Below are 26754 nucleotides of genomic sequence, written 5' to 3'. Positions count from 1 at the left end.
GCGTCGCGCGCGACGCTTAAGGTTGGTCCGCAAGGGACGCTCCGGTTGGTCGCGCGGCGTGCTCTGAAGCGGCGCGGAAGCGCTCCGGCAGGAGACGTCCGGCACGCAGGCGCGTGTCCGGCCAAACCTCGGACTGACAGCCGGCCAGCACCGCCGCGGGCGCGGACTTACAATATCGGTTAATCCAGAGGCGCTCAACATGTCGTTTTCCCCAAGCATTGCAGGGTTATCCGGGCCTTTAGCGGCTCTTTCCGACGCACTGATCACCTCGCCCGAAAGCGCATTCGCGCGGCTCGGCAGCGTGTTTCTGACGCGGCTGCCGGCTGCGCCGCTGAGTGCGCCGTACGTGGTCGGGTTCTCCGCAGAGACCGCCGCGTTGCTCGGTTTAGAGCCCGGGCTCCAGAATGATCCGGGCTTCGCCGAACTGTTCTCTGGCAACGCCACGCGTGAATGGCCTTCCGAAGCGCTGCCGTATGCGTCGGTGTATTCAGGGCATCAGTTCGGCGTGTGGGCGGGCCAGCTCGGCGACGGCCGCGCGCTCGGTCTCGGCGAAGTCGAACACAATGGCCGGCGCTTCGAGCTGCAGCTCAAAGGCGCGGGCCGCACGCCCTATTCGCGCATGGGCGACGGCCGCGCGGTGCTGCGTTCGTCGATCCGCGAATATCTGTGCTCGGAAGCCATGCATCACCTCGGCATTCCGACCACGCGCGCGCTGTGCGTGATCGGCTCCGACCAGCCGGTGCGCCGCGAGGAAGTCGAGACCGCGGCGGTCGTCACGCGCGTCGCGCCAAGTTTCGTGCGCTTTGGGCACTTCGAGCATTTCTATTCGAACGATCGCGTCGATGCACTGCGTGCGCTCGCCGATCACGTGATCGACCGCTTCTATCCGCATTGCCGCGAAACCGACGATCCGTATCTCGCGCTGCTGAATGAAGCCGTGAATTCGACCGCCGATCTGATGGTCGAATGGCAAGCCGTGGGCTTCTGCCACGGCGTGATGAATACCGACAACATGTCGATCCTCGGTCTCACGATCGACTACGGCCCGTTCGGTTTCATGGACGGCTTCGACGCCGGCTACATCTGCAATCACTCGGATTCGCAAGGCCGCTACGCGTACAAGATGCAGCCGCAGATTGCGTACTGGAACCTGTTTTGCCTCGCACAAGGGCTGCTGCCGCTGCTGGGCGTCCAGCATGAAGAAAGCGTGCGCGGCGAGAAGGCGATCGAAGACGCGCAGCGCGTGCTCGGCGGCTTCAAGGAGCGGTTCGCGCCGGCGCTGGAAAAACGCATGCGCGCCAAGCTCGGCCTCGAAAGCGAGCGCGATGGTGACGACACCCTGATCAACGGTCTATTCGAAGTGATGCACGCCAACCGTGCGGATTTCACGCTGACCTTCCGCAATCTGGCGCGTATTTCGAAGCACGATGCGAGCGGCGACGCGCCAGTGCGCGACCTGTTCCTCGACCGCGCCGCATTCGACGCGTGGGTGAACGACTACCGCGCGCGACTGTCCGAAGAAACACGCGACGACGCCGCGCGCGCCATTGCAATGAACCGTGTGAACCCCAAATTCGTACTTCGTAATCATCTGGCAGAAACGGCGATCCGCCGGGCGAAAGAGAAGGACTTCTCCGAAGTGGAACGCCTGGCAGCCGTCCTGCGCCGCCCGTTCGACGAGCAACCGGAAAACGAGGCGTATGCGGGGCTGCCGCCGGATTGGGCCAGCTCGCTGGAAGTGAGTTGCTCTTCGTGACGAGCCCCCAAAACAATCTTGAGACAGGAACCCCGACCATGAACAAGCCCGACGACCTCAACACTGGCGCCCCCGCCGTGCAGAAAGACGACGCCGAGTGGCGCAATCAGCTCTCCGACATCGAATACCAGGTGACGCGCCACGCGGCCACCGAGCGCCCCTTCACCGGCCGCTATCACGATCACTGGGACCGCGGCATCTATGACTGCGTCTGTTGCGGCACGCCGCTGTTCGAATCGGACACCAAGTTCGACGCCGGCTGCGGCTGGCCGAGCTATTTCAAGCCGATCAACGGCGAAGTGATCGCCGAGAAAACCGACCGCACGCACGGCATGCTGCGCATCGAAGTGCAGTGCAAGAACTGCGGCGCGCATCTGGGCCATGTGTTCGAAGACGGACCGGCGCCGACCGGTCTGCGTTACTGCATCAATTCGGCTGCGTTACAATTCGAGCCCAAGTAACGCAGCGCGGCGTCCGGCGCCCGTTGAATGATGTGCGGCCAGCGTCTGTCGTCAGGCACGCGCCGGCCGCGACACCCTTCATCCGGCTTGCAATCCGGTCACCCCAGCGGTCAGCCGGCGGTCGACCCGGCACGGCAATCATGCTACGAACAGCGCAATGCGCTGTTCCCGGCTGCCGCGACGAGTTTCTGCAGCATCCCTGCCACCGAACGCCCCGCGCCGCGTCCCCAATTCTCCGACTCTCCAACCCACTCTCCGAATTCCCGACCAGATAATGAAATTCCTGTTCGATCTGTTCCCGATCATCCTGTTCTTCGTCGCCTTCAAGATCTGGGGCATTTTTACGGCGACGGCAGTGGCGATCGTCGCCACGCTGGTGCAGATCGCGTGGGTGGCATTCCGCCACCGCAAGGTCGATCCGATGCTGTGGGTGAGCCTCGGCGTCGTCACCGTGTTCGGCGGCGCGACGCTCGTGCTGCACAACGACACGTTTATCAAATGGAAGCCGACCGTGCTGTACTGGGCGTTTTCGGTCGCGCTGATCGTCTCGCAACTGGCCTTCAACAAGAACCTGATCGAAGCGATGATGGGCAAGCAGATCACGCTGCCGCACGCGATCTGGGGCAAGCTGAACATCGTCTGGGCGATTTTCTTCGTGCTGCTGGGACTGGTGAACCTGTTCGTCGCGTACAACTACACGACCGACCAGTGGGTCAATTTCAAGCTGTTCGGCGCCACCGGGTGTCTGGTGGTATTCATCGTCGGGCAGAGTTTGTGGCTGTCGAAGTATATGAAGGAAGAATGACATGACGAGCGATGTGTTCATGCACGCCACGACCGCCGAGCGCGCCGCGCTGATCGAGGCGCGTCTTACCGCGGCGCTCGCGCCGGTCGCCTCGATCCAGATCACGGATGACAGCGCGCAGCACGCGGGCCACGCCGGCGCGTCCGCCGGCGGTCATTTCTCTGTCACGATCGTGGCTGCCGCATTCGCCGGGAAAGCCCGCGTGGCGCGGCATCGCATGGTGTATGATGCGCTGGCCGATGCCATGCAGCGCGGCATTCACGCCCTTGCAATCACGGCGTATACGCCCGAAGAATTTGCTTTGTTGCCCCGCTAGGAAACCTTTCGATGACCTTGAAGAAAACCCGCCTTTGGGTATTGCTGGCTGCATTTGCAGCCGCACCTGCATTCGCACAGAACATCGCCGTCGTGAACGGCACGCCGATTCCGAAAGCACGCGCTGACGCGCTGATCGATCAACTGGTTCATCAAGGCCAGCAAAACACGCCGCAACTGCAAATGGCCGTGCGCGAAGAGCTGGTGAACCGCGAGATCCTGATGCAGGAAGCGCTGCGCCGTGGCCTGCCGAATCGTCCGGACATCAAGGCGCAAATCGCCGTCGCGCAACAAACCGTCGTGCTGCGCGCGCTGATCGAAGACTTCGTGAAGAACAACACGCCGACTGACGCGGAAGTCACCGCGCGTTACAACGCGCTGATCAAGGACGCGGGCGGCAAGGAATATCACCTGCATCACATCCTGGTCGACAATGAACAGCAAGCGAAGGATCTGATCGCCAAGATCAAGGCCGGCGCAAGCTTCGAAGACCTCGCCAAGCAATTCTCGAAGGACCCGGGATCGGGCAAGAACGGCGGCGACCTGGACTGGTCGGACCCGAAGGCCTATGTACCTGAATTCGCGGACGCGGCCACGCATCTGCAGAAAGGCCAGATGACCGACACGCCGGTTCACACACAATTCGGCTGGCACATCATCCGTGTCGACGACGTGCGCAACATCACGCCGCCGCCGCTGGAACAAGTGCGTCCGCAAATCGTGCAGCAGATCCAGCAGGAAAAGCTGCAGGCGTTCGAAGAAGGTCTGCGTAAGAACGCGAAGATTCAGTAAGCGGTTTTTGCGCTGCTGCGTTGGAATAAAAAAACCGCCCTCGGGCGGTTTTTTTGTTTCTGCGGGTTCTGCTTTACTTCCCTTCTGCTACAGCGAGGGAGCCGCCGCGACGAGCGGCGGCCCCCGTCGCATCATCAACCCAGCCAGCGGCGTGCGTTCTGGAACACGCGCAGCCACGGGCTCGCGTCCGTGCTGCCCTCACCCCAACCTTCCGGATGCCAGCTCATCTGCACCGCGCGATGCACGCGCTCGGTGTGCGGCATTAGCACGCTGAAGCGGCCATCAGGCGTCGTGACCGACGTGATGCCGTCCGGCGAACCGTTCGGGTTGAACGGATACTGCTCCGTTGCCTGCCCACGGTGATCGACGTAACGCATCGCCACCGCTACCTTCGACGCATCGCCTTGCTGCGAGAAGTCCGCGTAACCCTCGCCGTGCGCAATCGCCACCGGAATGCGCGAGCCTTCCATGCCGGAGAAGAAGATCGACGGCGAAGCCTGCACCTCGACCAGCGAGAAGCGCGCTTCGAATTTCTCCGACTTGTTACGGGTGAACTTCGGCCAGGCTTCCGCGCCCGGAATCATCGAAGCGAGGCTGCTCATCATCTGGCAGCCATTGCAGATGCCCAGCGCGAACGTGTCTTCGCGGCCGAAGAACGCAGCGAACATATCGGCGAGTTGCGAGTTGAAACGGATCGCCTTCGCCCAGCCTTCACCGGCGCCCAGCGTGTCGCCGTATGAGAAGCCGCCGCACGCCACCGCGCCGGCGAAATCCGCCAGGTTGGCGCGGCCGGCCAGCAGGTCGCTCATGTGCACGTCGTGCGCGTCGAAGCCGGCGCGGTCGAATGCATAAGCCGTTTCGAGGTGCGAGTTCACGCCTTGCTCACGCAGGATCGCGACACGCGGACGTGCGCCCTTGCCGATGAACGGCGCGGCGACGTCTTCAGAAGGATCGAACGTGAGGACCGGCGAGATGCCCGGATCGGCGGCATCGGAGAGCGCGTCGTATTCGGCATCGGCACACGCCGGGTTGTCGCGCAGACGCGAAATACGCCAGCTCACTTCGCTCCACGCACGATGCAACTCGGTACGCGGCGCGTCGTAGATCTTCTTCGCGTCGCGATAGATTTCGATCGTGTCACGATCGTTGATCTTGCCGATCACGTGCGAGCACGCCGACAGACCGTGTTCGCGCAATGCGCCCAGCACCGCGTCGCGGTCCGCTGCGCGCACCTGAATCACGGCGCCAAGTTCTTCGGTGAAGAGCGCGCGGATCGTGCGGTCTTCACGACGGCCGCTGGTCTGCTTCGCCCAGTCTTTCGCATCGCCGTAATCGGATTCATGGTTCGGATCGAGCACCAGCATGTCGACGTTGAGCGACACGCCCACGTGACCCGCAAACGCCATTTCGCAAACCGTCGCCCACAGGCCGCCGTCCGAGCGGTCGTGGTACGCGAGCAGCTTGCCGTCGCTATTGAGTGACTGGATCGCGGTAAAGAAACGCTTCAGATCTTGCGGATCGTCGACGTCCGGCACCGTGTCGCCAACCTGCTGTGTGACTTGCGCGAGGATACTGCCGCCCAGACGATGCTTGGCGCGGCCAAGGTCGATCGCGATCAGCACGGAGTCGCCCGCGCCGCTTGCGCTGCGCAGTTGCGGCGTGAGGTGCTTACGCACATCTTCGACCGGCGCAAATGCCGAGATGATCAGCGAGACCGGCGCGACGACTTCCTTCGCCACGCCACGGTCTTCCCACTTGGTGCGCATGGACAGCGAATCCTTGCCCACCGGAATGCTGATACCCAGCGCCGGGCACAGTTCCATGCCGATGGCCTTGACCGTGTCGTACAGCGCGGCGTCTTCGCCTGCTGCGCCGCATGCGGCCATCCAGTTGGCCGACAGCTTGAGCTTATCGAGCGACGCAATCGGCGCCGCCGCGATGTTGGTGACCGCCTCGCCGACCGCCATGCGGCCCGACGCCGGCGCGTTGATCACAGCGAGCGGCGTACGCTCGGCCATGGTCATCGCTTCGCCACGGAAGCCTGCGTAGTCCATCGTCGTAATCGCGACGTCGGCCACCGGCACTTGCCACGGCCCGACCATCTGGTCGCGCGCGGTTGTGCCGCCCACCGAACGGTCGCCGATCGTGATCAGGAACGACTTGCTGGCAACCGTCGGATGACGCAGCACGCTGACCGCCACTTCCGACAACGCGATGCCGGTGACATCCACCGGCTCGAGCTTCTGCTCGACGCGCTTCACGTCGCGATGCATGCGCGGCGCCTTGCCGAGCAGCACTTCCATCGGCATGTCGACCGGCTCGTGTGCGGTGTCGCTGTTCGATTCGGAGTCGATCACCTTCAACTGACGTTCGGCCGTAGCCGTGCCGACCACCGCGAACGGGCAGCGCTCGCGCTCGCACATGGCCTGGAAGGCCGGCAGATCAGCCGGCGCAATCGCCAGAACGTAACGCTCCTGTGCTTCGTTCGACCAGATTTCACGCGGCGACAAACCGCTCTCTTCCAGCTGGATCTTGCGCAGATCGAAGATCGCGCCCTTGCTGGCGCCGTCCACCACCTCCGGGAAGGCGTTCGACAAACCGCCCGCACCCACGTCGTGAATGCTCAGAATCGGGTTCTTCTCGCCGAGTTGCCAGCACGCGTTGATCACTTCTTGCGCACGGCGCTCGATTTCCGGATTGCCGCGCTGGACCGAGTCGAAGTCGAGTTCGGCTGTGTTGGTGCCGGTCGCCATCGAGCTGGCAGCGCCGCCGCCCATGCCGATACGCATACCCGGGCCGCCGATCTGGATCAGGAGCGAGCCTTCCGGCAGATCGTGCTTGTGCGTGTGTTGATCCGAAATATTGCCGATGCCACCGGCGATCATGATCGGCTTGTGATAACCGCGCACCAGACCTGCAACGTTCTGCTCGTATGCGCGGAAATAGCCACCCAAATTCGGCCGGCCGAATTCGTTGTTGAACGCAGCGCCGCCGAGCGGGCCGTCGATCATGATTTGCAGCGGCGACGCGATGCGGTCAGGACGGCCATACGCTTCGTGCTTGTCGTCCGGGTTCCGGTGCGCCAACGGCTGCGCGGCGTCACGGGCGTTTTCCCATGCTTCGACGCCATCCGGCAACTCCAGATTCGACACCGTGAAGCCCGCCAGACCCGCCTTCGGACGCGCGCCGCGGCCCGTCGCGCCTTCGTCGCGGATTTCACCGCCCGCGCCGGTCGAGGCGCCCGGGAACGGCGAGATCGCGGTCGGGTGGTTGTGCGTTTCCACCTTCATCAACGTGTGCGTCAGTTCGACGTTACGGCGATAGTGTTCGGGCAGCGCGCCGGGTTCAGCCGGCGTGCGCGGGAACCAGCGCTCAGCCACGCCGCCCGCCATGATCGCCGAGTTGTCCGAATACGCGACGATCGTGCCCTGCGGGTTCAGCTTTTCCGTGTTGCGGATCATGTTGAACAGCGAGATGTCCTGCTTCTCGCCGTCGATCGTCCAGTCCGCGTTGAAGATCTTGTGACGGCAGTGTTCGCTGTTGGCCTGCGCGAACATCATCAGCTCGACGTCGGTCGGGTTGCGGCCGAGTTTCGTGAAAGCGTCGACCAGATAGTCGATTTCGTCGTCCGCGAGCGCAAGGCCCAGTTCCGTGTTCGCCACTTCCAGCGCGCCACGGCCGTTGCTCAACACGTCGACGGTTTGCAGCGGCTTGGCCGGCAGTTCGTCGAACAGATGCAGCGCGTGGTCACGCGAGGGCGCCACGCTTTCGGTCATGCGGTCGTGCAGCGCTGCGGCGACGGCCGCGCGGGCTTCGTCGGAGAGCGCCTTCTTGCCGCCCAGCAGACCGCTTTTCAGCGTGACCGTGTATTCGACGCCGCGCTCGATACGGCGCACCTGCGTGAGACCGCAGAGGTGGGCAATATCGGTTGCCTTGCTGGCCCACGGCGACACCGTGCCGAAGCGCGGCACCACGAGGAAGGTTTCGGCCGCGCCGCGCTCTTTGGTTTCTTCGAGCGGATCGCCGTAATGCATCAGCGCTTCGATCTTCGCGTTGTCTTCCGCTGACAGCGGATTTTGCGCATTGACGAAGTGCAAATACTGCCCGCGCACGCCGGTGATGTTGGCGTCGATGCGCGTAAGCGTCTCGAGCAGGCGGGTTTGACGGAAATCGGAAAGGGCCGAAGCGCCGGGGAAACACGAGAAGTGGGCCATGGACTTGACGTTGCGTCGCTAATGATGCCGATGAGTCGCGCGTGAAGGCGACGTGAGGCGGAAAGGAAGTCCGAGATTATACCCCGGGAACGGCCCTCCAACGGGCGTCGCACCAGGGTTTTGGCGGGGTTTGCGTGGCCGGTCTGCCGTTTTGACTGCTATCATTCGCCCTTTCACCAGATCGGCGCGAGCAGCCTGAGCAATCCCGGGCAGTGCGCCGCATGCCACGCTTAACGGGAACGCGGCGTTTCGGCGTCCCGTCGGCAAATCGAATCAGATCATGGATGTCATCGTCATTGGCGGCGGGATTGTGGGCGTCGCCACCGCTTATCAGCTGCGCGCGGCCGGTCACCGGGTATGCGTCGTCGAGCGTCACGCAACGGTCGCGCAAGGCGCGACCTATGGGCACGGCGGCACCGTGCTGCCGACCCCGCTCGACGTCTGGTTCGGCCCGACTTTCATGGCGAGCCGTCAGGCCGCCAAAAACGGCGTGATCAGCAAGACCGGCTTTAACGGGCCGGTGCGCCAGTTCGTCAAGCAGCTGACCGCGTTGCAGGAGCCGGAGGCGTTCAGCCGCCAGTACGCGCGGCTGCGTCCGTTGATTGAAACATCGCGCGAGGCGATGGCTGACGTCGAAGCGCGCTTCGGGCTGGAATTCGAACAGGCGAGCGGCCTGCTCTATCTGGTGCGTTCCCAGCAGGAATGGCAGCAGACCCAGACTGCGCTCGAGCTGCTGCGCCAATACGAAGTCCCGCACCATGTGCTCACGCCGGCCGAATGCGCCGCGTTCGAGCATTCCGTGCGGACCGAGCCGGAATTCTCCGGCGGCGTGCTGTTCGACCACGAGCGTACGGCCAACTGCCCGCTTTTCGCGAAACTGATCAAGCAGACCCTCGATACACAAGGCGGCGTGCAATTCATGCTGGGCTGCGAAGTCTCGGCGATCCGCCTAGACGGTCAGCGCCCTGCGGTAGAACTGGCGCCGCGGCCCGGCATGGCATCGCGTTCACGCGAAGTCGACGTGATCAACGCCGATGCGATCGTCGTTGCTGCAGGTTACGGCAGTCTGCCGCTGCTCGAGCGCCTGGGACTGCGGCTGCCGCTGCATCCGCTCCGCCTGCATAACCTGGTGGCGCCGATTGCGCATGAGGAATGCGCACCGCATGTCGCGATTGTCGACGCGGTCAAGCGGATTACCGTCAGCCGCATGAATCATCGCCTGCGGATTGCAGGCGGCGCGGTTTTGCAGAGCGCCGGGCAGATCGACAAACCGCTCGGCGAAACATTGACGAAGGAAGCGCTGGCGCTGCTGGGCCAGGCGACCCACGACTGGATTCCGGGGGCCGCCCGGATCTCCGCAGCTCTACCGTGGGAAGGCGTCAAACTGCTGTCACCGGACGGTTTGCCGGTCATCGGCAATGCGCTTCATCCGCGCCTGTTTGTGAACGCCGGCCACGGCCCGGCCGGTTGGGGCCTGGCATGCGGGGCGGGTAAGCTGATCGCCGACCTGATCTCGGACAAGACCCCCGACGTCCCCGCGGACACGCTGGCGGCGCTGCGCGCGGACCGATTCCAGTAATTGGCGCGGCGGGAGCGTATCGGCACTACCATAGTGGCTCCCAACGCTTCCTCACCTTGCCCAAGGTGAACTCCAAGCCTCGCCATGACAGTGCCCGAATCCACGCTCCCGACGCTAATCAGCCCGCATAAGCGGGCGTTGCCGCTGCTCTCGCTCACCGACCTGCGCATCCTTGAAACCCAGGCCGCGGCGGCACTGCCTCAGCACACCCTGATGTCTCGCGCCGGCAAAGCAGCCGCGAGCTACCTGCAAGAGCTGATCACCCGCGACACCTCGATCGAAAAATCGAAGCACAAGGTATGGGTCGTAGCCGGCCCGGGCAACAACGGCGGCGACGCATTGATCGTGGCCGCGGAACTGCACCGGGCAGGTATCGCCGTAGATCTTTGCATGCCGCTTGAAGTCAAGCCGGACGACGCCCGCTGGGCGCTCGACACCGCCCGTGCCGCAGGCGTGGCCATCACATCGACGCCGCCGGCTTCGCTGGAAAGCTATACATGGCTGGTGGACGGCATGTTCGGCATCGGGTTGACCCGTCCTCTGGAAGGTGTCTTTGCTGCCATCGCCCGCCAGCTTTCACAACGCACGAAAGCGAAATCCAGACGAGGCGGTGTGCTGGCGCTCGATACGCCGAGCGGCCTCGACAGCGACACCGGGACTGTCGTCGGCGAAAAACTGGACCAAGCCGGCGGCCAGAACGACAATGTCGCAGTCCACGCCACCCACACGATCACCTTCATCGGCGCAAAGCCCGGCCTCTTCACGGCGCAGGGCCGTGATCTTGCCGGCACGGTAACGGTGGCGCCGATCGGCATCGACAGCAGCACTCGCACGGCCGTGCAACTCAACGCGCCGGCCCTGTTCGCCGACTTCCTGCCGCCGCGCGACTTCGCCACCAACAAGGGCACCTTCGGCAGCCTCGCCGTGGTCGGCGGCGACACCGGTATGTGCGGCGCGCCGATCCTCGCCTCGCGCGCGGCGCTCTATACCGGTGCCGGCAAAGTGCATGTTGCCTTGCTCGGCGACGGTGCCCCGCCCTACGATCCGCCACATCCCGAACTGATGCTGCATGCAGTCGACGATCTGCCGCTCGACAAAATGGACGCACTCGCCGTCGGTTGCGGCATGGGTCAGCGCGACATCGCCACGCGTGTCATGCACGACGTGCTGACGCTCGACGTACCCAAACTGTTCGACGCCGACGCGCTCAATCTGATTTCGACAGACCCATCGCTCGCGGCCGAAGTCACCGCGCGCGGCATACAAGGCGATCCTTGCGTGCTCACACCGCATCCGTTGGAAGCCGCGCGCCTGCTCGGCACGGATGCGCGAGGCGTGCAACGCGACCGCCTCGCCGCAGCGCGGGCGCTGGCTGCGCGCTTCGCCGCAGTGGTCGTGCTGAAAGGCACGGGCACGGTCATCGCCGCGCCGGACGGCCGCGTCGCGATCAATCCGACCGGCAATGCCGCACTCGCGACAGGCGGCACCGGCGACGTGCTCGGTGGCATCATCGGCGCACTGCTCGCCCAGCATCTGCCGCGTTACGAAGCCGCGCTGGCAGGCGTCTACCTGCATGGCCTCGCCGCCGACACGCTGAGCGCGCAAGGCCACGGCCCAGCCGGATTGACGGCGGGTGAACTCGCCCCGATGGTGCGCACTTTGCTCAACCGTCTGTTCTATCCGGCAACGGGTGGATGAGTCAGCGGGTGAATGAAGCGCCCCATGCAGCGCATCAAACGGGGTGCCCTGAACGTGGCGCCTCATCCCACAGTTTGCATGGGACGCCCAAACCGCTGCCACCCGTCACACAACGCCGTTATACTGATTGACTGCGCCGCCCGTCGGATTCATCGCGGGTTACGGCGAAATTTCGGTGGGCCGTTCGATCTCCTGGCGGACTCGCGAAGTTTCCCCGCAACCCACTACGAACCCCACCGCGCGGCATCGCTCTAACAGCATCGTTGCATCATCCTCGGCAGCGCTTCACGCGCGCGCCATTCTTCGTGCCCCTTCGTTAGACGGACGCTATGACGCAGAACTCGCTCCCCTCCTGGTCCTCGCTGCAAACGCATTACGAGAAGATTCGCGATGCGCACATGCGCGACTGGTTCGCCCCCGAGAACGATCCCGCCCCTACCCGTGCTGAGCGCTTTGCGTTCGCGGGCGGCGGTCTCGCGGCCGATTTTTCGAAGAACCGCATCTCCGACGAAACCCTGAAACTGCTGGTGCAACTCGCGCGCGAAGCCGGCGTCGAGAAGCGCCGCGACGCGATGTTCGCGGGCGAAGTCGTCAACCCGACCGAAGGCCGCGCCGCCTTGCACACCGCGCTGCGCGCCACTGATCCGAAGGCGCCGTTCCATGCGGAAATCCAGGCGGAGCGCGCCAAGATGGCCGCATTCGCCGACAAGGTCCGCAGCGGCGAGTGGACCGGCTATACCGGCAAGCGGATTCGCTACGTCGTGAACATCGGCATCGGCGGCTCGGACCTCGGGCCCAAGATGGTCGTGCACGCGCTGCATCACCTGGCCACGCCGGAGATCACCACGCACTTCGTGTCGAACGTGGACGGCGCGGATCTGTACAACGTGATGCAGATGATCGATCCCGAAGAGACGCTCGCGATCATCGTCTCCAAGACTTTCACGACGCTCGAAACGATGACCAATGCGCGCTCGCTGCGCGACTGGTTCATCGAAAAAGGTTGCCCGGAGAGTGCGCTGGCGAAGCACTTTGTTGGCGTGTCGGCCAATCCTTCTGAGGTGGTCAAGTTCGGCATCGCGAAAGAGAATGTGTTCGAGATGTGGGACTGGGTCGGCGGGCGTTATTCGCTGTGGTCGGCAGTGGGTTTGTCGATCATGATCGCGATCGGCCCAAAACAGTTCGACGAACTGCTGGCCGGCGCCAACGAGATGGACCAGCATTTCCGCGACGCGCCGCTCGAAAAAAATCTGCCGGTGCTGCTCGGCATGATCGGCATCTGGTATCGCAACTTCTTCGGCTCGCAAAGCTATCTGGTCGCGCCGTATTCGGAAGCGCTGCATTTCCTGCCGTCGTATCTGCAACAGCTCGAAATGGAGAGCAACGGCAAGTCGGCGCGCCTGGATGGCGTGATGGTCGACTATCCGACCGCCGCCGTGACCTGGGGCGAACCAGGTACGAACGGTCAGCATGCGTTCTTCCAGATGCTGCATCAAGGCCCGACGATCGTGCCGATCGACTTCATCGCCGTGTTGACGCCGGAGCATCCGCTCGTCAGCCATCATCCGAAGCTGCTGGCGAACTGTTTCGCGCAAAGCGAAGCGCTGATGCTCGGCCGCACGCTCGAAGAAGCGAAGAAGGTGGCCGGTGCGGACAAGCCGGAACTGGCGCCGCATCTGGTGTTTCCGGGCAACCGTCCGACGAGCACGTTGCTGGTCGATGCGCTCACCGCGCGTTCGCTCGGCGCATTGATCGCGCTGTACGAGCACAAGGTGCTGGTGCAGGCATCGGTATGGGACATCAATCCGTTCGATCAATGGGGCGTCGAGTTGGGCAAGATCCTCGGCAAGGTGGTCGAGGCGGATCTGACGTCGGCAAGCGTCGATGAGAAGAAGCATGACTCGTCGACGTCGGCGTTGATCGCGCGGGCGCGTGCTGCCTTGAAGCGATAAGCGTGAGCGGCGCGCTTGCTCGTGCCGCATGCGCTGATTGCTCACGCCCGCGTGGTTAGCGGCGTTGCGTTATCGAGTTGCGTGAGAGGAAAAGCAAAGCGGGCCCTTGTGGCCCGCTTTGCTTTATACGAACGAGTGACGCTTGGTTGGCACGCTTCTCAGGCCAGACGTCCCGCTTCGATGGTCACCGTCGTATCGCAGCGGCGCGCCAGTTCGATGTCGTGCGTGACGAGGATCAAGGTGGCGCCATTCGCGCGGTTCATCTCGAACATCAGATCGATCACCGCGTGACCGGTGGCTGCATCGAGACTGCCGGTCGGCTCGTCGGCGAACAGAATCGCCGGATGCGTGACAAAGGCTCGCGCGAGCGCGACCCGTTGCTGTTCGCCGCCCGACAGCAGTTTCGGATAGTGCGCAGTGCGCTTGGCGAGTCCCACCTGCTCCAGCAATCCGCGCGCACGCGCCGCGGCCTCGCGCGTGCCGATGCCGCCTTGCAGTTCGAGCGGAAGCGTGACGTTTTCGAGCGCCGTCAAATGCGGCATCAGTTGAAACGACTGGAACACGAAACCGACCGAGCCGCTCCTCAACGCGGCGCGCTCGTCTTCGTCCAATTCGGTGAGCTCGCGGCCGAGCAGCCGAACCGAGCCCGAGCTTGCGCTGTCCAATCCTGCGAGCAAGCCGAGCAGCGTAGACTTGCCCGACCCGGATGCACCGACGATCGCCACACTGCTGCCGGCATCGATAGCAAGATCGATGTCCTCGAGAATCGTCAGTTCGCCTGTTGCATCCTTAACCTTCTTGCACAAACCCCGCACTTCAATGACTGGATCAGTTTTGTTTAGCATGGTGAAGCGTAGGTTGAAAGTGCGCGCCGTAGCGACGGCGCTGACTACTGCATTCGGCCCGGCCGTGCTGGCCGCAACCCTGTTTTCGTTGCCCTTCACAGCCCATGCGGCCAACCCGCCCGAACAGGCCAAGCCGGTGATCGTCGTGCTAGGCGACAGCATCTCGGCCGAATACGGCTTGCCCCGCGACACTGGCTGGGTTGCCTTGATGCGCCAGCGCCTCACCGATGAGCGAATCGATTATAGCGTCGCCAATGCAAGCATCAGCGGCGACACCACCAGCGGTGGCCGGGCGCGCTTGCCGGCGCTTCTGCAGCGGCTCAAGCCGAGTATCGTGATCGTCGAGCTCGGCGCCAACGATGCGTTGCGCGGCGTGCCGCTCTCCACCACCGAAGACAACCTGCGCACGATCATCGAGCAGGCTCAACAAGGCCACGCGAAGGTCGTGCTGGTCGGCATGTACGTACCACCCAATTACGGCCCCGACTACACGCAAAAGTTCCACGGCCTGTACGGCGAACTCTCGAAGCAATTGCGCGTGCCGCTGGTGCCCTTCTTGCTGGCCGGCATCGCCGACAAACCGGAAATGTTTCAGGCGGATCAGATCCATCCCACGCAGCAGGCACAGCCAGTGCTACTCAACAACGTGTGGCCGGCTATCAAGCCACTCCTTCGCACAAGTTCGCCGCACTGAAAAGCTCGCTAACAACTTGTTTCCGGTAATTGGGGAGCGCGGATCGGCAAGATCGCTCCAACTTTCGTAATCCCGCGCAACCCGGCTCGATTCTGAGCGACTTCTGAGGAGATAACGTGAAATATTTACCGTTAATCGCTTTGACCGTGGCAATTTCTGCATGCGCCGCTCAACCGCCGGCAGGTGTCCAATCCGTGGGCCAAAGCCAGCAGCCGCCGAAGGCCGTCGCTGCGTGCATCGCGCACAAATGGGCCGATAGTTCACAACAGCAAGTCGTGTCGCAAGACGTCATGGCTAACGATCAGGCAATGGATGTCTATGTGCCGGGTCAGCAGCCGCCTAACGGCGCAGCCGCCGTCGTACGGCCCTCCTACAGCGGCCCGGGCTCGTGGGTCGGCTTCCGCGCCAATGGCGCTGCGGGCAGCGACGCCACCAGTTCGATCAGCGCCTGCCTCTAGGCGGCTGACGGCATAACAAGCCGCGCTCCCAGGCAGACCGTTTGACGCGCTTGCACGCGTCAAATGAAAAAGCCCCGCAATTGCGGGGCTTTTTTGTGGCTGCGCGCTTTACCTGCTTGCGCGCTCACGCTAGTGGTAGTGCTTATTCGCCGCTCGCCTGCGCATTGCTGCTGTCGAGCGAGCCGTAGAACTTCACCTTCGAACGGGCACGCAGCGATTCGACGTAAGCCTCAGCGTCGGATTGCGCATCGACTTGCGCAATCTGCTGCTGCGCTGCAGCCAGACGCTGCGGATCGATAGGTGCGCTTGCAACGACCGCGTTCACGCGATAGATCGCATAACCGTCGCCGCCGAGGTCCACACCGACGTACGCAGGTAACTTTTGCGCGTCTGCCTTGTAGATTGCACTCAATGCAACCGGCGGCACACCTTGCGCGTCGTTGCGCGACACCTTCAGCGGCGACGAGAAGCCCGTCGTGGCCTTCGACTTATCGAGCTCCGCCAACTTCGCGATGCCTTCCTTGTGAGCGGCCTCGTTCGACTGAGCCGCGATCACTTTCTGACGCACCGCGTCCTTGACGGCGTCGAGCGCCGGCACGGCTGCAGCTTTGTAATCCGTCACGCGCGCCGCGATCAACGTGTTACCGCCGACATCGATCGCTTGCGTGTTGTTGCGCGCGGTGACTGCATCGCTCGCGAACACCGCAGCCAGGAACTTCGCGTTGTTCAGCGGGCTGTCAGGCGGCAGCTTCGGATCCGGCTGCGGCGTGACCGTGGCCGTTTGCAGTTGCAGCTTGTACTTGTCGGCAGCCGGCTGCAGGCTCTTCGCCTTCTCGTAAACGATCGACGTGAAGCCTTCCGAGTCGTCGCTGAATGCCTTGCTCGCCAGCTGCGTTTTCAGGTCTTTTGCGATCTGATCTTTCACTTCGTCGAACGGCTTGGTGACGGCCGGCTTCACGTCCGTGACCTTGACGATGTGATAGCCGAAATCGGTCTGCACGATGCCGCTGACTTCGTCTTTCTTGAGACCGAACACGGCGTCGTCGAATGCCTGGCCGCCAGCGATCATGCCGCGACCGAAGTAACCCAGATCACCGCCCTTCGACGCCGAACCCGGATCCTGCGAATTCTGCTGCGCGATCTGCGCGAACTGGTCCGGATGCGCCTTGACCTGTGCGAGCACCTCGTCGGCCTTCTGCTTTGCCTTGGCCTTGTCAGCTGCGCTTGCATCTTTTGGCGCGGCGATCAGGATGTGGCTCGCGCGTACCTGACCATCCGTGCGGTAATGCGCGATGTTGTCGTCGTAGTACTTTTTCAGATCAGCATCGCTCGGCTGCACAGCAGCCGACAACGTTGCCGGCGACATCACAAGGTACTGGATCGTTGCCGTGGCGGGCGTGGCGAAGTCGTTGCGATGCGCGTCGTAATACGCCTGAAGTTGCGCGTCCGTGGGCTGCACCTTCGCTGCATAGTCGCGCGGATGGAACGCAATGCCCTGCACTTCGCGTTGCTGTTCGGCGAGCTCAGTGAGATGCTGGGCGAGCGTCTTCGACGTGAAGGCGCTGCCTTGAATGCTTGCAGGCAACTGCTGCGTGGCAATGCTGTAACGCACACGTTCGTCGTACTGATCGGGCGTCATGCCTTGCATCGCGAGCAGCTGCTTGTAGCGGTCGACGTCGATCGAGCCGTCAGGATTCTTCAGCGACGAGATCACCGGATCGTTCAACAGCACACGGCGCACGGCGTCGTCAGACGCGGTCAGATGCAGGCGCTGTGTTTCATCAGCCAGCACGCGCTGCTCGATCAGACCGTCGAGCATTTCGCTACGGCGCGCAGGCGTATCAAACGACTTCATGTCGAACTGCGCACCGAGCATTTGACGGGCGCGGTCGAGTTGCTGACGCATCGCGTCGTCATACTCTGCGCGAGTAATCTTGTGGCCGTTAACGCTGGCGACGTTTGCACTTTCGTCAAAGAAGCCGCGGAAGCCTTGAATACCCACAAAACCCAACCCCGGCACAATGACGAGGATGAGCATGAACATCATCAGGCGTTTGTGATTGCGGAAAAAATCGAGCATGCGTGAGGGAGTGCCAAAAACAGAACGCCCGATCTTACAACAGCGGGCAATAAAAAAGGCGAACCGGAGTTCGCCTTTCGTGGATACTGGCGGAGTGGACGGGACTCGAACCCGCGACCCCCGGCGTGACAGGCCGGTATTCTAACCGACTGAACTACCACTCCTTATACTGCACTTGTACTAAACAGAACCACTATGCCGAATCTGAAACTGGTGGGTGCTGAGAGGCTCGAACTCCCGACCTACGCCTTGTAAGGGCGCCGCTCTACCAACTGAGCTAAGCACCCGTTTCGCGATTCAGCGTGCTCCTGCTTTTGCTGCCTGATTGATCAACTTGCGTATCAACTAGTGCGACGCCAAGTCACACAGATCACGCACGATTCGTTGCACTTCTTTCTAACGAACCTGCAATTCCTCAAGCAGCAAGCCCATTAGTTTAGCGCATCCTTCAGAGCTTTGCCAGGCCTAAATTTAGGGACCTTCGCTGCCTTGATCTTGATGGCGGCGCCGGTGCGCGGATTGCGCCCCGTACGCGCGGTACGCTTGCCCACGGCAAAGGTACCGAATCCCACCAGCGTCACCGAACCGCCCTTCTTCAACGTACCTTTGACCCCACCGATCACCGCGTCGAGTGCACGACCTGCCGCCGCCTTCGAAATATCGGCTTGCTGTGCAATGTGATCGATCAATTCCGTTTTATTCATTCCAACCCCCGAGAATGTTTGTGGCAACCGTGACGGCGCTCTGTAGCGCCTGGCATCACGCGGCCGGCGGGTAACGCCGAGCCGACTCATTAGAATTGGCCGAAACCCTTGTGTCAAGCGGGGTTGAGCCTGACTTAAGCGCTTCTGGAGGGCGCCCTCTGTCACCAAATCTTGCTACAGATCGATGTGCGCACAACCAGTCGGCGGCTCAGAACGTCCTTTACTCAAAAAGTGGGATTGCATGCGTTCCAGACGTGATTTCATGCATCTCGCAGGCAATAAAAAACCCGCGACCGAGGCCGCGGGTTTTCATACAGCAAACAGCTTTCGCTACTGACCAGCTTAGTGCTTCACGACTTCCGTTGCACCGGCGTCTTTGCCCGGCTCAGCCGCCGCGACAGGCGCAGCAGGCTTGGGCTCTTCGTCCGGCAATGCCTGCGGCACACGTTCGAGCGCCAGTTCCAGAACCCTGTCGATCCAGCGGACCGGCATGATTTCGATGGCGTTCTTCACGTTGTCCGGAATCTCCGTCAAGTCCTTGACGTTTTCTTCCGGAATCAGCACCAGCTTGATACCGCCGCGATGCGCCGCCAGCAGTTTTTCCTTCAGGCCGCCGATCGGCAGGACTTCACCACGCAACGTGATTTCGCCCGTCATCGCGACATCGGCACGAACCGGAATACCGGTCAACACCGACACCAGCGCGGTCGTCATCGCGATGCCAGCCGACGGACCGTCCTTCGGCGTCGCGCCTTCCGGCACGTGAATGTGAATATCCTGCTTCTCGAACGCTTCGTCCTTGATACCCAGACGGCGCGAACGCGAGCGGACCACCGAGCGCGCAGCCTCGACGGATTCCTTCATCACGTCGCCGAGCGAACCCGTGCGGATCACATTGCCCTTACCCGGCATCACCGCGGCTTCGATGGTCAGCAGATCGCCGCCCACTTCCGTCCACGCAAGACCCGTGACCTGGCCAACCTGATTTTCCTTCGCGGCCAGACCGAAGTCGTACTTGCGCACGCCGAGGAACGTGTCGATATTGCTGCCGTCGACCGTCACCGCGCCTTCCGCCTTCTTCAGCAGAAGCATCTTCACCACCTTGCGGCAGATCTTCGAAATTTCACGCTCGAGCGAACGGACACCCGCTTCACGCGTGTAGTAACGAATGATGTCGCGGATCGCGGTTTCCGTCACATCGACCTCGCCATCCTTGAGGCCGTTGTTCTTCTTCTGCTTGGGCAAAAGATAACGTTGCGCGATGCTGACCTTCTCGTCTTCCGTGTAACCCGACAGACGGATCACTTCCATCCGGTCGAGCAGCGGCGGCGGAATGTTCAGCGAGTTCGACGTTGCCACGAACATCACGTCCGACAGATCGAAGTCGACTTCGACGTAGTGATCGGCGAACGTATGGTTCTGTTCCGGATCGAGCACTTCCAGCAGAGCCGAGGACGGATCGCCGCGGAAATCCTGGCCCATCTTGTCGACTTCGTCGAGCAGGAAGAGCGGATTGCGCACGCCGACCTTGGTCAGGCTTTGCAGAATCTTGCCGGGCATCGAACCGATGTACGTACGACGGTGACCGCGGATCTCGGCTTCGTCGCGCACGCCGCCGAGCGCCATACGCACGAACTTGCGGTTCGTAGCGCGAGCGATCGACTGACCCAGCGACGTCTTACCAACACCCGGAGGCCCAACGAGGCACAGGATCGGCGCTTTGACCTTGTCGACACGTTGCTGGACCGCGAGATACTCGAGAATGCGTTCCTTCACTTTCTCGAGACCGAAGTGGTCTTCGTCGAGCACGCGTTCCGCATTCGAGAGGTCGTTGTTGACCTTGCTCTTCTTGCGCCACGGCAAGCCGATCAGCGTATCGATGTAGTTACGCACGACGGTCGCTTCAGCCGACATCGGCGACATCAGCTTGAGCTTCTTCAGCTCGGCGTCGGCCTTCTTCTTGGCTTCCTTCGGCATGCGGGCAGCCGTGATGCGCTTCTCAAGTTCCTCGAGATCCGCACCTTCTTCGCCTTCGCCCAGTTCCTTCTGGATCGCCTTGACCTGTTCGTTCAGGTAGTACTCGCGCTGGCTCTTCTCCATCTGGCGCTTCACACGCCCACGGATGCGCTTTTCGACCTGCAGGATGTCGATCTCGGCTTCGAGTTGCGCGAGCAGATGCTCGAGGCGCTCGATGACCGGGAACATTTCGAGAATGTGCTGCTTCTGGTCGAGCTTGAGCGGCAGATGCGCCGCGATCGTGTCGGCCAGGCGGCCAGCCTCGTCGATGCCCGACAGCGACGTCAGGATCTCCGGCGGGATCTTCTTGTTCAGCTTCACATACTGGTCGAACTGCGACACGATCGCGCGGCGCAGCGCTTCAGTTTCAGCGCTGTCGGCGTGGTCGGGTTCGAGCGGCATGACTTCGCACGAGAACTGCGTTTCCTGTTCTTCGATGGAAAGCGTTTTCGCGCGCTGCAAGCCTTCGACGAGCACCTTAACGGTGCCATCGGGCAGCTTCAGCATTTGCAGGATGTTGGCGATACACCCTACTTCGTACATGTCCTTTTCGGTCGGCTCATCTTTCGCAGCCGTTTTCTGGGCGACGAGCATGATGTGCTTGCCGCCTTCCATCGCTGCTTCGAGAGCCTTGATCGACTTCGGGCGGCCTACGAAGAGCGGAATCACCATGTGCGGGAAGACGACTACGTCACGCAGCGGGAGCAGCGGGAGCGTAATGCGTTCCGGCGGAAGGAGTTGGGTTCCTGACATTTCATTTCCCCATGAGTGGAATCAGTTCGTTCGATAGGTGAGGCCAGCAGAAAAGATTGCAAGCCTCCGCGTGTGGGAAAAGTTCAGTGACTCCGAAGGTTCAGTGACTCCATAGTGAAAACAACCATCCTGACCACACGATAAACGAAAAAAGCCGTTCACGTTGCCATGAACGGCTTTTTTTGCAGAACCCGAAAGCCGATCAGTTCGAACCCGCCACTTTGGGCGCGTCTTCGTAGATCAGTAGGGGTTTCCCGTCGCCGTCAATCACGTTGTCGTCGATGATGACCTTGCTAACACCTTTCATCTGCGGCAAATCGTACATGACATCAAGCAACGCCTGTTCCAGGATGGAGCGCAGACCGCGAGCGCCCGTCTTGCGACGGATCGCCTTGCGTGCAACAGCCTGCAACGCAGCCGGGCGAATTTCGAGCTCGACGCGTTCCATATTGAACAGCTTGTGGTATTGCTTCACCAGAGCGTTCTTCGGTTCGACGAGGATCTTCATCAAAGCCACTTCGTCGAGCTTGCCAAGCGTAGCCACCACCGGCAGACGGCCGATCAGTTCAGGGATCAGGCCGAACTTGATCAGATCTTCCGGCTCCACTTCGCGCAGCACTTCGCCGGCGTCGCGGTCCTGCTTGCTCTTCACGCTTGCGCCGAAGCCGATACCGGTTTTCTCGGTACGGTCGACGATGACTTTCTCGAGGCCGTCGAATGCGCCACCGCAAATAAACAGAATATTGGTGGTGTCGACCTGGATGAAGTCCTGATTCGGATGCTTACGGCCACCTTGCGGCGGCACCGACGCCATCGTGCCTTCAACCAGTTTCAGCAGGGCCTGTTGCACGCCTTCGCCCGACACGTCGCGGGTGATCGACGGGTTGTCGGACTTGCGGCTGATCTTGTCGATTTCGTCGATGTAGACAATGCCGCGCTGGGCCTTGTCGACTTCGTAATTGCAGTTCTGCAGCAGCTTCTGAATGATGTTCTCGACGTCTTCGCCGACATAGCCGGCTTCCGTCAGCGTCGTTGCATCGGCAATGACGAACGGGACATTCAGAAGGCGTGCGAGCGTCTGTGCGAGCAAGGTCTTGCCGGAACCGGTCGGGCCGATCAGCAGAATGTTGCTCTTGGACAGCTCGATTTCGTCCTTCTTGTCGAGGTGCTTGAGGCGCTTGTAGTGGTTGTACACCGCGACCGCGAGAATCTTCTTCGCGCGTTCCTGACCGATCACGTACTGGTCGAGGATTTCACGGATTTCCTGCGGACTCGGCAGATCGGACTTGGACAAGCCCGCCTCGATGCCCGCACCTGCAGCCTCATCGCGGATGATTTCGTTGCACAGGTCGATACATTCATCACAGATGAACACCGACGGGCCGGCAATCAGTTTTTTGACTTCATGCTGGCTCTTGCCGCAGAACGAGCAATACAGCAGCTTTTCGCTGTTAGAACCTTTCTTGTCCGCCATAGATGTGTGAGCCTCCGGACACTCGATTACATGATACGCCGTTTGCCCCGGCCTCGCAGTTTGGGCGCGGCAGGGCTTGAGCCAAGGTGACGGCGTTTGCCGCAGGCACTCGGACGAGTCTTGATTATTTCACAACCGATCCGACGACGGCCTCGCCCCATTTTGGGGCAAGACCGCACCGGCGTTTCAAGGACACTTCAAGGACGCTTGTGCGCCACCTGATCAACCAGACCGTAAGCTTGCGCGTCATCGCCGGACATGAAATTGTCGCGGTCGGTGTCGCGTGCAATACGCTCGACCGGCTGGCCGGTGTGGTGCGCGAGCAGGTGATTCAGACGTTCCTTCAGGTACAGAATTTCACGCGCCTGGATTTCGATGTCCGACGCCTGGCCGCGCGCCCCGCCCAGCGGCTGGTGAATCATCACCCGTGAATTCGGCAGCGCAAAACGCTTGCCCTTCGCGCCCGCTGCCAGCAGGAATGCGCCCATACTAGCCGCGAGACCCATGCACAACGTGGACACGTCCGGCTTGATGAATTGCATCGTGTCGTAGATCGCCATCCCGGCCGAAACCGAACCGCCCGGGCTGTTGATGTAGAAGCTGATGTCCTTGTCCGGGTTTTCACTTTCAAGGAACAACATCTGCGCGACGACGAGGTTGGCCGTCTGGTCGTTCACTTCACCGACCAGGAACACGATGCGTTCCTTCAGCAGACGCGAATAGATGTCATACGAGCGCTCGCCCCGGCCGCTCGTTTCCACGACGATCGGCACCAGTCCGAGCGCCTGCGCTTCGAGATCCCGGGACGACTGGGAGGTCAACGTGTCCAGCATTTGGGCGCGAAAGGTCATGCAATGGATCCTTGTCTGGAAATATTCTAAATATTAGATGCTAGACAGGTGTGGCCGACGAGCCCGTATTCAAGTGCCCGATCAGTGCGAGCGCGGCGTGCGACGCAGTGTAAAACACGCCATGCAAAACGCACCGCACTTTCACAGCACAAAAAAACGGCGTGCGGGCCGTCGCTCCGACAGCCGGCACGCCGTTGCAGCGACGCTTACGCTTGCGCCGTTGCGCTTGCCAGTTCTTCGAAGCTTACTTCCTTGTCCGTCACCTTGGCCTTGCTGAGGACGAAATCGACGACGTTGGCTTCAACGACGTACGCTTCCATTTCTGCAAGACGTTGCTGATTGGAATAATACCAGCGGACGACTTCCTTCGGGTCTTCGTAGCTTTTCGCGAATTCGTCGACTTCGGCACGAATCTGCTCCGGCTTGGCTTGCAGTTCGTTGGCCTTGACCAGTTCGGCCAGCACGAGGCCCAGCTTCACGCGACGCTCAGCCTGTTCCTTGAACATTTCAGCCGGGATCGGTGCGTCGGCGGCGTTCGGCACGCCACGTTGCTCGAGATCCTGACGCGCCATGCCGACGAGGCGTTCCTGATCTTGCGCGATCAAGGCGCTCGGCACGTCGAGTTCCGAAATCTTCAAGAGCGCGTCCATCACCTGATTCTTGACGATGGCTTGCGTGCGGCGCTTCGCTTCGCGTTCGAGATTGTCTTTGATTTCAGCGCGCATCTTGACCAGATCGCCGTCTTCGATACCGAGCGACTTGGCGAATTCGGCGTCGATTTCCGGCAGATGCGGCCACTCGATCTTCTTCATCGTGATCGTGAATTGCGCAGTCTTACCAGCGACATCCTTGCCGTGATAGTCAGCCGGGAAAGCCAGGTCGAATTCCTTCGATGCGCCGACCGCGAGGCCCAGCGCTGCTTTTTCGAATTCCGGCAGCATGCGGCCTTCGCCCAGCACGAAAGCGAAATCTTCAGCGCTGCCGCCCTGGAACACTTCCCCGTCGATCTTGCCGACGAAGTCGACCGTCACGCGGTCGCCGTCTTTAGCCGCCGTGTCCGCGCCGCCATCACCGTGCTCGCCGGCTTCGCCGCGAGCGTGGAAGTGCACGCGCTGCTTGCGCAGGATGTCCAGCGTGCGGTCGATTTCCGCTTCGCTGATGGTGGTCGTGGTGCGTTCGATTTCAGCCGTGGCGACGTCGCCCAGCTTCACTTCCGGATACACCTCGAACGTCGCGTCGAACGCGTAGTCGCCTTCAGCAGCGTCGGCCTTCGGCGCGAAGCTCGGCTGACCGGCAACGCGCAGATTTTCGGCGCGGCTGATGTCGAAAAATTCCTTGCCGACCTTGTCGCTCAGCACTTCAGCTTCAACCTGGCCCGAATACTGTTGCGTCACCATCTTGAGCGGCACCTTGCCCGGGCGGAAACCCGGCATGCGCACGTTCTTTGCCAGTTGGCGGATACGCGAGTCCACTTCCTTCTGCACGGCGTCCTTCGGCAGGGAAATCGTTACGCGGCGTTCGAGCTTGCCGAGGTTTTCAACAACGTTAGCCATGGCTTCAATCGTCCTAAAATTATTCGAGCGAATCAGTTATCTTCTCCGTGCCGCTTTTCGATGTCGCCGATGTCGCATTTGCGTCGTCTGGCATCGATTGCGCGCCTGCGCCGCGGGCTTGCAGGCCGCCGGCAGCACGGTTGGGTCCAAAGAGCCGAATATTTTAGCAAACTATTTGCGCGCTTAGCCGGGATTCGATGATTGCGCGCACTTTTATCGGTGTTCGAGCCGTTTTCCGCGCTGTTTTTCGCCTGTTTGCAGGTTGCCTGGCGGCGGTTCGCTGAACGCTTCACGCCCATCCCCTGCCAGTTTTCAGCTCGCTTACGGCGTCTTAACGCCCCCTTTCCCTGCCACGCTTGCGTCGGAAGCGCCCGCATGACCGATATGCCTCGCGCCCGCCGCCCGCGTTCATACGGATGGATCCCGCGCGCGCCTCCACGGACAATCCCGGCTATGCCATTCGACATATTCAGTCGGCGCGCCCATGCTGATAAGCTTACGGACGCGCTCGGGGCTGCGCACGCATCTGGTCAATTCACCCGCCCTCGCAACGACTCCAACCATTATTCAGAGACACCATGCCGAATTTGCCGTCCTCGCCTGTCGTCGTCATCGCCCCCGATTCCTTCAAAGGTTCGCTCAGCGCGGAACAGGTCGCCCAGGCGATTGCGTCCGGCATCCAGCGCGCCCGGCCGGACGCCAGCGTGCGCATCTGTCCGATGGCCGACGGTGGCGAAGGCACACTCGACGCCATGCTCACGAGTGGCGGCGAACGCCGCAAGCTGAGCGTGCGCGGCGCGGCCGGTCCGATGCGCGAGGCACTCACGGGCCTGCTGGCAGACGGCAGTGCGATCATCGAAACTGCGGAAATCGTCGGCATTACCGATCCGGTCGGCATGGGTGTACCGGTCGAGGCGCGCAGCACGCGCGGCATGGGCGAAGCGATTCGCGCGCTGCTCGATGCAGGCGTGCGGCGCTTTTTCGTCGCGCTCGGCGGCAGCAGCACGAACGACGGTGGCGCCGGCCTGCTGGCCGGCCTCGGGCTGAAACTTTTCGACGCACAAGACAAAGAACTCGACGCCACACCCGAACAACTCGCGCGCGTGGCGCGTCTCGACGTGTCGCAACTTGATGCGCGCCTCGCGGACACACAATTCGTCGGCATGTCGGACGTGGATAATCCCCTGACCGGCGATCACGGCGCAACCGCGGTGTTCGGTCCGCAAAAGGGCGTGAAGCCGGAACAGGTTGCTGCGATCGACGCCGCCCTCGCCCGCTTCGCCGATCTGCTCGAGGCAGCGCTCGGGCGCACAGCCCGCGACCAACCCGGCGCGGGTGCGGCCGGCGGTCTCGGCTTTGCGCTGCACATGCTCGGCGCGCAGTTCGAGCCGGGTGCGGAAACCGTCGCGCGCCAGATCGGTCTGGACGCGGCGCTCGAGGGCGCGAACTGGCTGATCACCGGCGAAGGCCGCTCGGACGTGCAAACGCTGCACGGCAAGGCGCCGTTCATTGCGTGCCGTCATGCGCAGGCGGCGGGCGTACCGGCCACGCTGCTCTCAGGCGCGGTCGACTCCGCGGCGCTACCGCGCCTCGCCGAATACTTCAGTGGCTGCTTCTCTCCGGCCCCGGGGCCGATCACGCTCGAGGTTGCGATTCGCGACGCGGCGCGTCTGCTGGCGGACGCAGCCGAACAGTTGACGCGCCTGAAATACGGCGCGCGTTGACCGGCGGAACGGTTGCGGCAACAATCACAG

At 62.1% G+C, this 26754-nt stretch carries 19 protein-coding genes and 2 tRNA genes; 11 read left to right on the top strand and 10 right to left on the bottom strand.

All coding sequences use genetic code 11. The annotated features are described in order from the left end of the window. Positions 1-199 precede the first annotated feature (199 nt). The 5 genes from M0D66_RS10010 (at position 200) to M0D66_RS09990 (ending at position 4129) form a co-directional block, all read left to right on the top strand. Positions 200-1756 (top strand): YdiU family protein, encoded by a 1557-nt coding sequence (locus M0D66_RS10010; protein WP_200651043.1) that lies wholly within the window; start codon positions 200-202, stop codon positions 1754-1756. Between the two features lie 38 nt (positions 1757-1794). Further along, positions 1795-2217 (top strand): peptide-methionine (R)-S-oxide reductase MsrB, encoded by a 423-nt coding sequence (msrB, locus tag M0D66_RS10005; RefSeq protein WP_093633779.1) that lies wholly within the window; start codon positions 1795-1797, stop codon positions 2215-2217. Between the two features lie 274 nt (positions 2218-2491). Beyond that, positions 2492-3022 (top strand): septation protein A, encoded by a 531-nt coding sequence (locus tag M0D66_RS10000; RefSeq protein WP_054042677.1) that lies wholly within the window; start codon positions 2492-2494, stop codon positions 3020-3022. A 1-nt stretch (position 3023) separates the two neighbouring features. Continuing rightward, positions 3024-3338 (top strand): BolA family transcriptional regulator, encoded by a 315-nt coding sequence (locus tag M0D66_RS09995; protein WP_266210677.1) that lies wholly within the window; start codon positions 3024-3026, stop codon positions 3336-3338. An 11-nt stretch (positions 3339-3349) separates the two neighbouring features. Further along, positions 3350-4129 carry a peptidylprolyl isomerase gene (locus M0D66_RS09990; protein WP_054042673.1) on the top strand — a complete coding sequence of 260 codons (780 nt, stop codon included), beginning with the start codon at positions 3350-3352 and terminating at the stop codon, positions 4127-4129. A 134-nt stretch (positions 4130-4263) separates the two neighbouring features. Here the strand turns inward: M0D66_RS09990 and purL are convergent, their stop codons facing one another. Further along, positions 4264-8343 (bottom strand): phosphoribosylformylglycinamidine synthase, encoded by a 4080-nt coding sequence (purL, locus tag M0D66_RS09985; protein ID WP_266210676.1) that lies wholly within the window; start codon positions 8341-8343, stop codon positions 4264-4266. A 280-nt stretch (positions 8344-8623) separates the two neighbouring features. Between purL and M0D66_RS09980 the strand changes: the two genes are divergently transcribed. From M0D66_RS09980 to pgi, 3 genes are all read left to right on the top strand, one after another. Beyond that, positions 8624-9922 carry an FAD-dependent oxidoreductase gene (locus tag M0D66_RS09980; RefSeq protein WP_266210675.1) on the top strand — a complete coding sequence of 433 codons (1299 nt, stop codon included), beginning with the start codon at positions 8624-8626 and terminating at the stop codon, positions 9920-9922. A gap of 84 nt (positions 9923-10006) precedes the next feature. After that, positions 10007-11620, top strand: coding sequence for an NAD(P)H-hydrate dehydratase (locus M0D66_RS09975; protein WP_266210674.1), 1614 nt, complete (start codon positions 10007-10009; stop codon positions 11618-11620). 329 nt (positions 11621-11949) lie between these two features. Then, entirely contained in the window at positions 11950-13572 is a 1623-nt protein-coding gene (gene pgi / locus M0D66_RS09970; RefSeq protein WP_200619938.1) for a glucose-6-phosphate isomerase, read from the top strand. Between the two features lie 158 nt (positions 13573-13730). Here the strand turns inward: pgi and M0D66_RS09965 are convergent, their stop codons facing one another. Beyond that, positions 13731-14417, bottom strand: a complete 687-nt coding sequence (locus M0D66_RS09965) for an ABC transporter ATP-binding protein (RefSeq protein ID WP_093633784.1) — start codon at positions 14415-14417, stop codon at positions 13731-13733. Here M0D66_RS09965 and M0D66_RS09960 point away from each other — a divergent pair. Continuing rightward, positions 14416-15111, top strand: coding sequence for an arylesterase (locus M0D66_RS09960; RefSeq protein ID WP_093633785.1), 696 nt, complete (start codon positions 14416-14418; stop codon positions 15109-15111). The genes M0D66_RS09965 and M0D66_RS09960 overlap by 2 nt on opposite strands. 116 nt (positions 15112-15227) lie before the next feature. Continuing rightward, complete coding sequence (locus M0D66_RS09955) at positions 15228-15569, top strand: hypothetical protein (RefSeq protein WP_200619936.1); 342 nt, start codon at positions 15228-15230, stop codon at positions 15567-15569. A gap of 142 nt (positions 15570-15711) precedes the next feature. Here M0D66_RS09955 and M0D66_RS09950 read toward each other — a convergent pair whose 3' ends face one another. From M0D66_RS09950 to tig, 8 genes are all read right to left on the bottom strand, one after another. After that, positions 15712-17649, bottom strand: coding sequence for a SurA N-terminal domain-containing protein (locus tag M0D66_RS09950; RefSeq protein WP_093633787.1), 1938 nt, complete (start codon positions 17647-17649; stop codon positions 15712-15714). Positions 17650-17736: 87 nt separating this feature from the next. Continuing rightward, positions 17737-17813 (bottom strand) — tRNA-Asp (locus M0D66_RS09945). A 47-nt stretch (positions 17814-17860) separates the two neighbouring features. Next, a tRNA-Val gene (locus M0D66_RS09940) sits at positions 17861-17936 on the bottom strand. A gap of 144 nt (positions 17937-18080) precedes the next feature. Continuing rightward, on the bottom strand, positions 18081-18443 hold the full coding sequence (locus M0D66_RS09935) for an HU family DNA-binding protein (RefSeq protein ID WP_266210673.1): 363 nt from the start codon (positions 18441-18443) through the stop codon (positions 18081-18083). 252 nt (positions 18444-18695) lie between these two features. After that, on the bottom strand, positions 18696-21122 hold the full coding sequence (gene lon, locus M0D66_RS09930) for an endopeptidase La (RefSeq protein ID WP_054039529.1): 2427 nt from the start codon (positions 21120-21122) through the stop codon (positions 18696-18698). 202 nt (positions 21123-21324) lie between these two features. Next, positions 21325-22596, bottom strand: a complete 1272-nt coding sequence (gene clpX / locus M0D66_RS09925) for an ATP-dependent Clp protease ATP-binding subunit ClpX (RefSeq protein ID WP_007182009.1) — start codon at positions 22594-22596, stop codon at positions 21325-21327. A gap of 197 nt (positions 22597-22793) precedes the next feature. Continuing rightward, positions 22794-23447, bottom strand: a complete 654-nt coding sequence (clpP, locus tag M0D66_RS09920) for an ATP-dependent Clp endopeptidase proteolytic subunit ClpP (protein ID WP_007182010.1) — start codon at positions 23445-23447, stop codon at positions 22794-22796. 206 nt (positions 23448-23653) lie between these two features. Then, positions 23654-25000, bottom strand: a complete 1347-nt coding sequence (gene tig, locus M0D66_RS09915; RefSeq protein ID WP_054039527.1) for a trigger factor — start codon at positions 24998-25000, stop codon at positions 23654-23656. Positions 25001-25578: 578 nt separating this feature from the next. Between tig and M0D66_RS09910 the strand changes: the two genes are divergently transcribed. Continuing rightward, positions 25579-26724, top strand: a complete 1146-nt coding sequence (locus tag M0D66_RS09910) for a glycerate kinase (protein WP_093632689.1) — start codon at positions 25579-25581, stop codon at positions 26722-26724. Positions 26725-26754 lie beyond the last annotated feature (30 nt).

The sequence above is a fragment of the Paraburkholderia sp. SECH2 genome, assembly GCF_030464795.1.
In the GTDB taxonomy this organism is placed as follows: Bacteria; Pseudomonadota; Gammaproteobacteria; order Burkholderiales; family Burkholderiaceae; genus Paraburkholderia; species Paraburkholderia aspalathi.
Note: the sequence above shows the minus strand (reverse complement) of the source record. Positions and strands in the feature narration are given on the sequence as shown.

Bases quoted from the DNA above. Each gene is read 5' to 3' on its own strand.
- M0D66_RS10010 (WP_200651043.1), top strand. From the start codon at position 200: ATGTCGTTTTCCCCAAGCATTGCAGGGTTATCCGGGCCTTTAGCGGCT.
- msrB (WP_093633779.1), top strand. From the start codon at position 1,795: ATGAACAAGCCCGACGACCTCAACACTGGCGCCCCCGCCGTGCAGAAA.
- M0D66_RS10000 (WP_054042677.1), top strand. From the start codon at position 2,492: ATGAAATTCCTGTTCGATCTGTTCCCGATCATCCTGTTCTTCGTCGCC.
- M0D66_RS09995 (WP_266210677.1), top strand. From the start codon at position 3,024: ATGACGAGCGATGTGTTCATGCACGCCACGACCGCCGAGCGCGCCGCG.
- M0D66_RS09990 (WP_054042673.1), top strand. From the start codon at position 3,350: ATGACCTTGAAGAAAACCCGCCTTTGGGTATTGCTGGCTGCATTTGCA.
- purL (WP_266210676.1), bottom strand. From the start codon at position 8,343: ATGGCCCACTTCTCGTGTTTCCCCGGCGCTTCGGCCCTTTCCGATTTC.
- M0D66_RS09980 (WP_266210675.1), top strand. From the start codon at position 8,624: ATGGATGTCATCGTCATTGGCGGCGGGATTGTGGGCGTCGCCACCGCT.
- M0D66_RS09975 (WP_266210674.1), top strand. From the start codon at position 10,007: ATGACAGTGCCCGAATCCACGCTCCCGACGCTAATCAGCCCGCATAAG.
- pgi (WP_200619938.1), top strand. From the start codon at position 11,950: ATGACGCAGAACTCGCTCCCCTCCTGGTCCTCGCTGCAAACGCATTAC.
- M0D66_RS09960 (WP_093633785.1), top strand. From the start codon at position 14,416: ATGGTGAAGCGTAGGTTGAAAGTGCGCGCCGTAGCGACGGCGCTGACT.
- M0D66_RS09965 (WP_093633784.1), bottom strand. From the start codon at position 14,417: ATGCTAAACAAAACTGATCCAGTCATTGAAGTGCGGGGTTTGTGCAAG.
- M0D66_RS09950 (WP_093633787.1), bottom strand. From the start codon at position 17,649: ATGCTCGATTTTTTCCGCAATCACAAACGCCTGATGATGTTCATGCTC.
- M0D66_RS09935 (WP_266210673.1), bottom strand. From the start codon at position 18,443: ATGAGTCGGCTCGGCGTTACCCGCCGGCCGCGTGATGCCAGGCGCTAC.
- lon (WP_054039529.1), bottom strand. From the start codon at position 21,122: ATGTCAGGAACCCAACTCCTTCCGCCGGAACGCATTACGCTCCCGCTG.
- clpX (WP_007182009.1), bottom strand. From the start codon at position 22,596: ATGGCGGACAAGAAAGGTTCTAACAGCGAAAAGCTGCTGTATTGCTCG.
- clpP (WP_007182010.1), bottom strand. From the start codon at position 23,447: ATGACCTTTCGCGCCCAAATGCTGGACACGTTGACCTCCCAGTCGTCC.
- tig (WP_054039527.1), bottom strand. From the start codon at position 25,000: ATGGCTAACGTTGTTGAAAACCTCGGCAAGCTCGAACGCCGCGTAACG.
- M0D66_RS09910 (WP_093632689.1), top strand. From the start codon at position 25,579: ATGCCGAATTTGCCGTCCTCGCCTGTCGTCGTCATCGCCCCCGATTCC.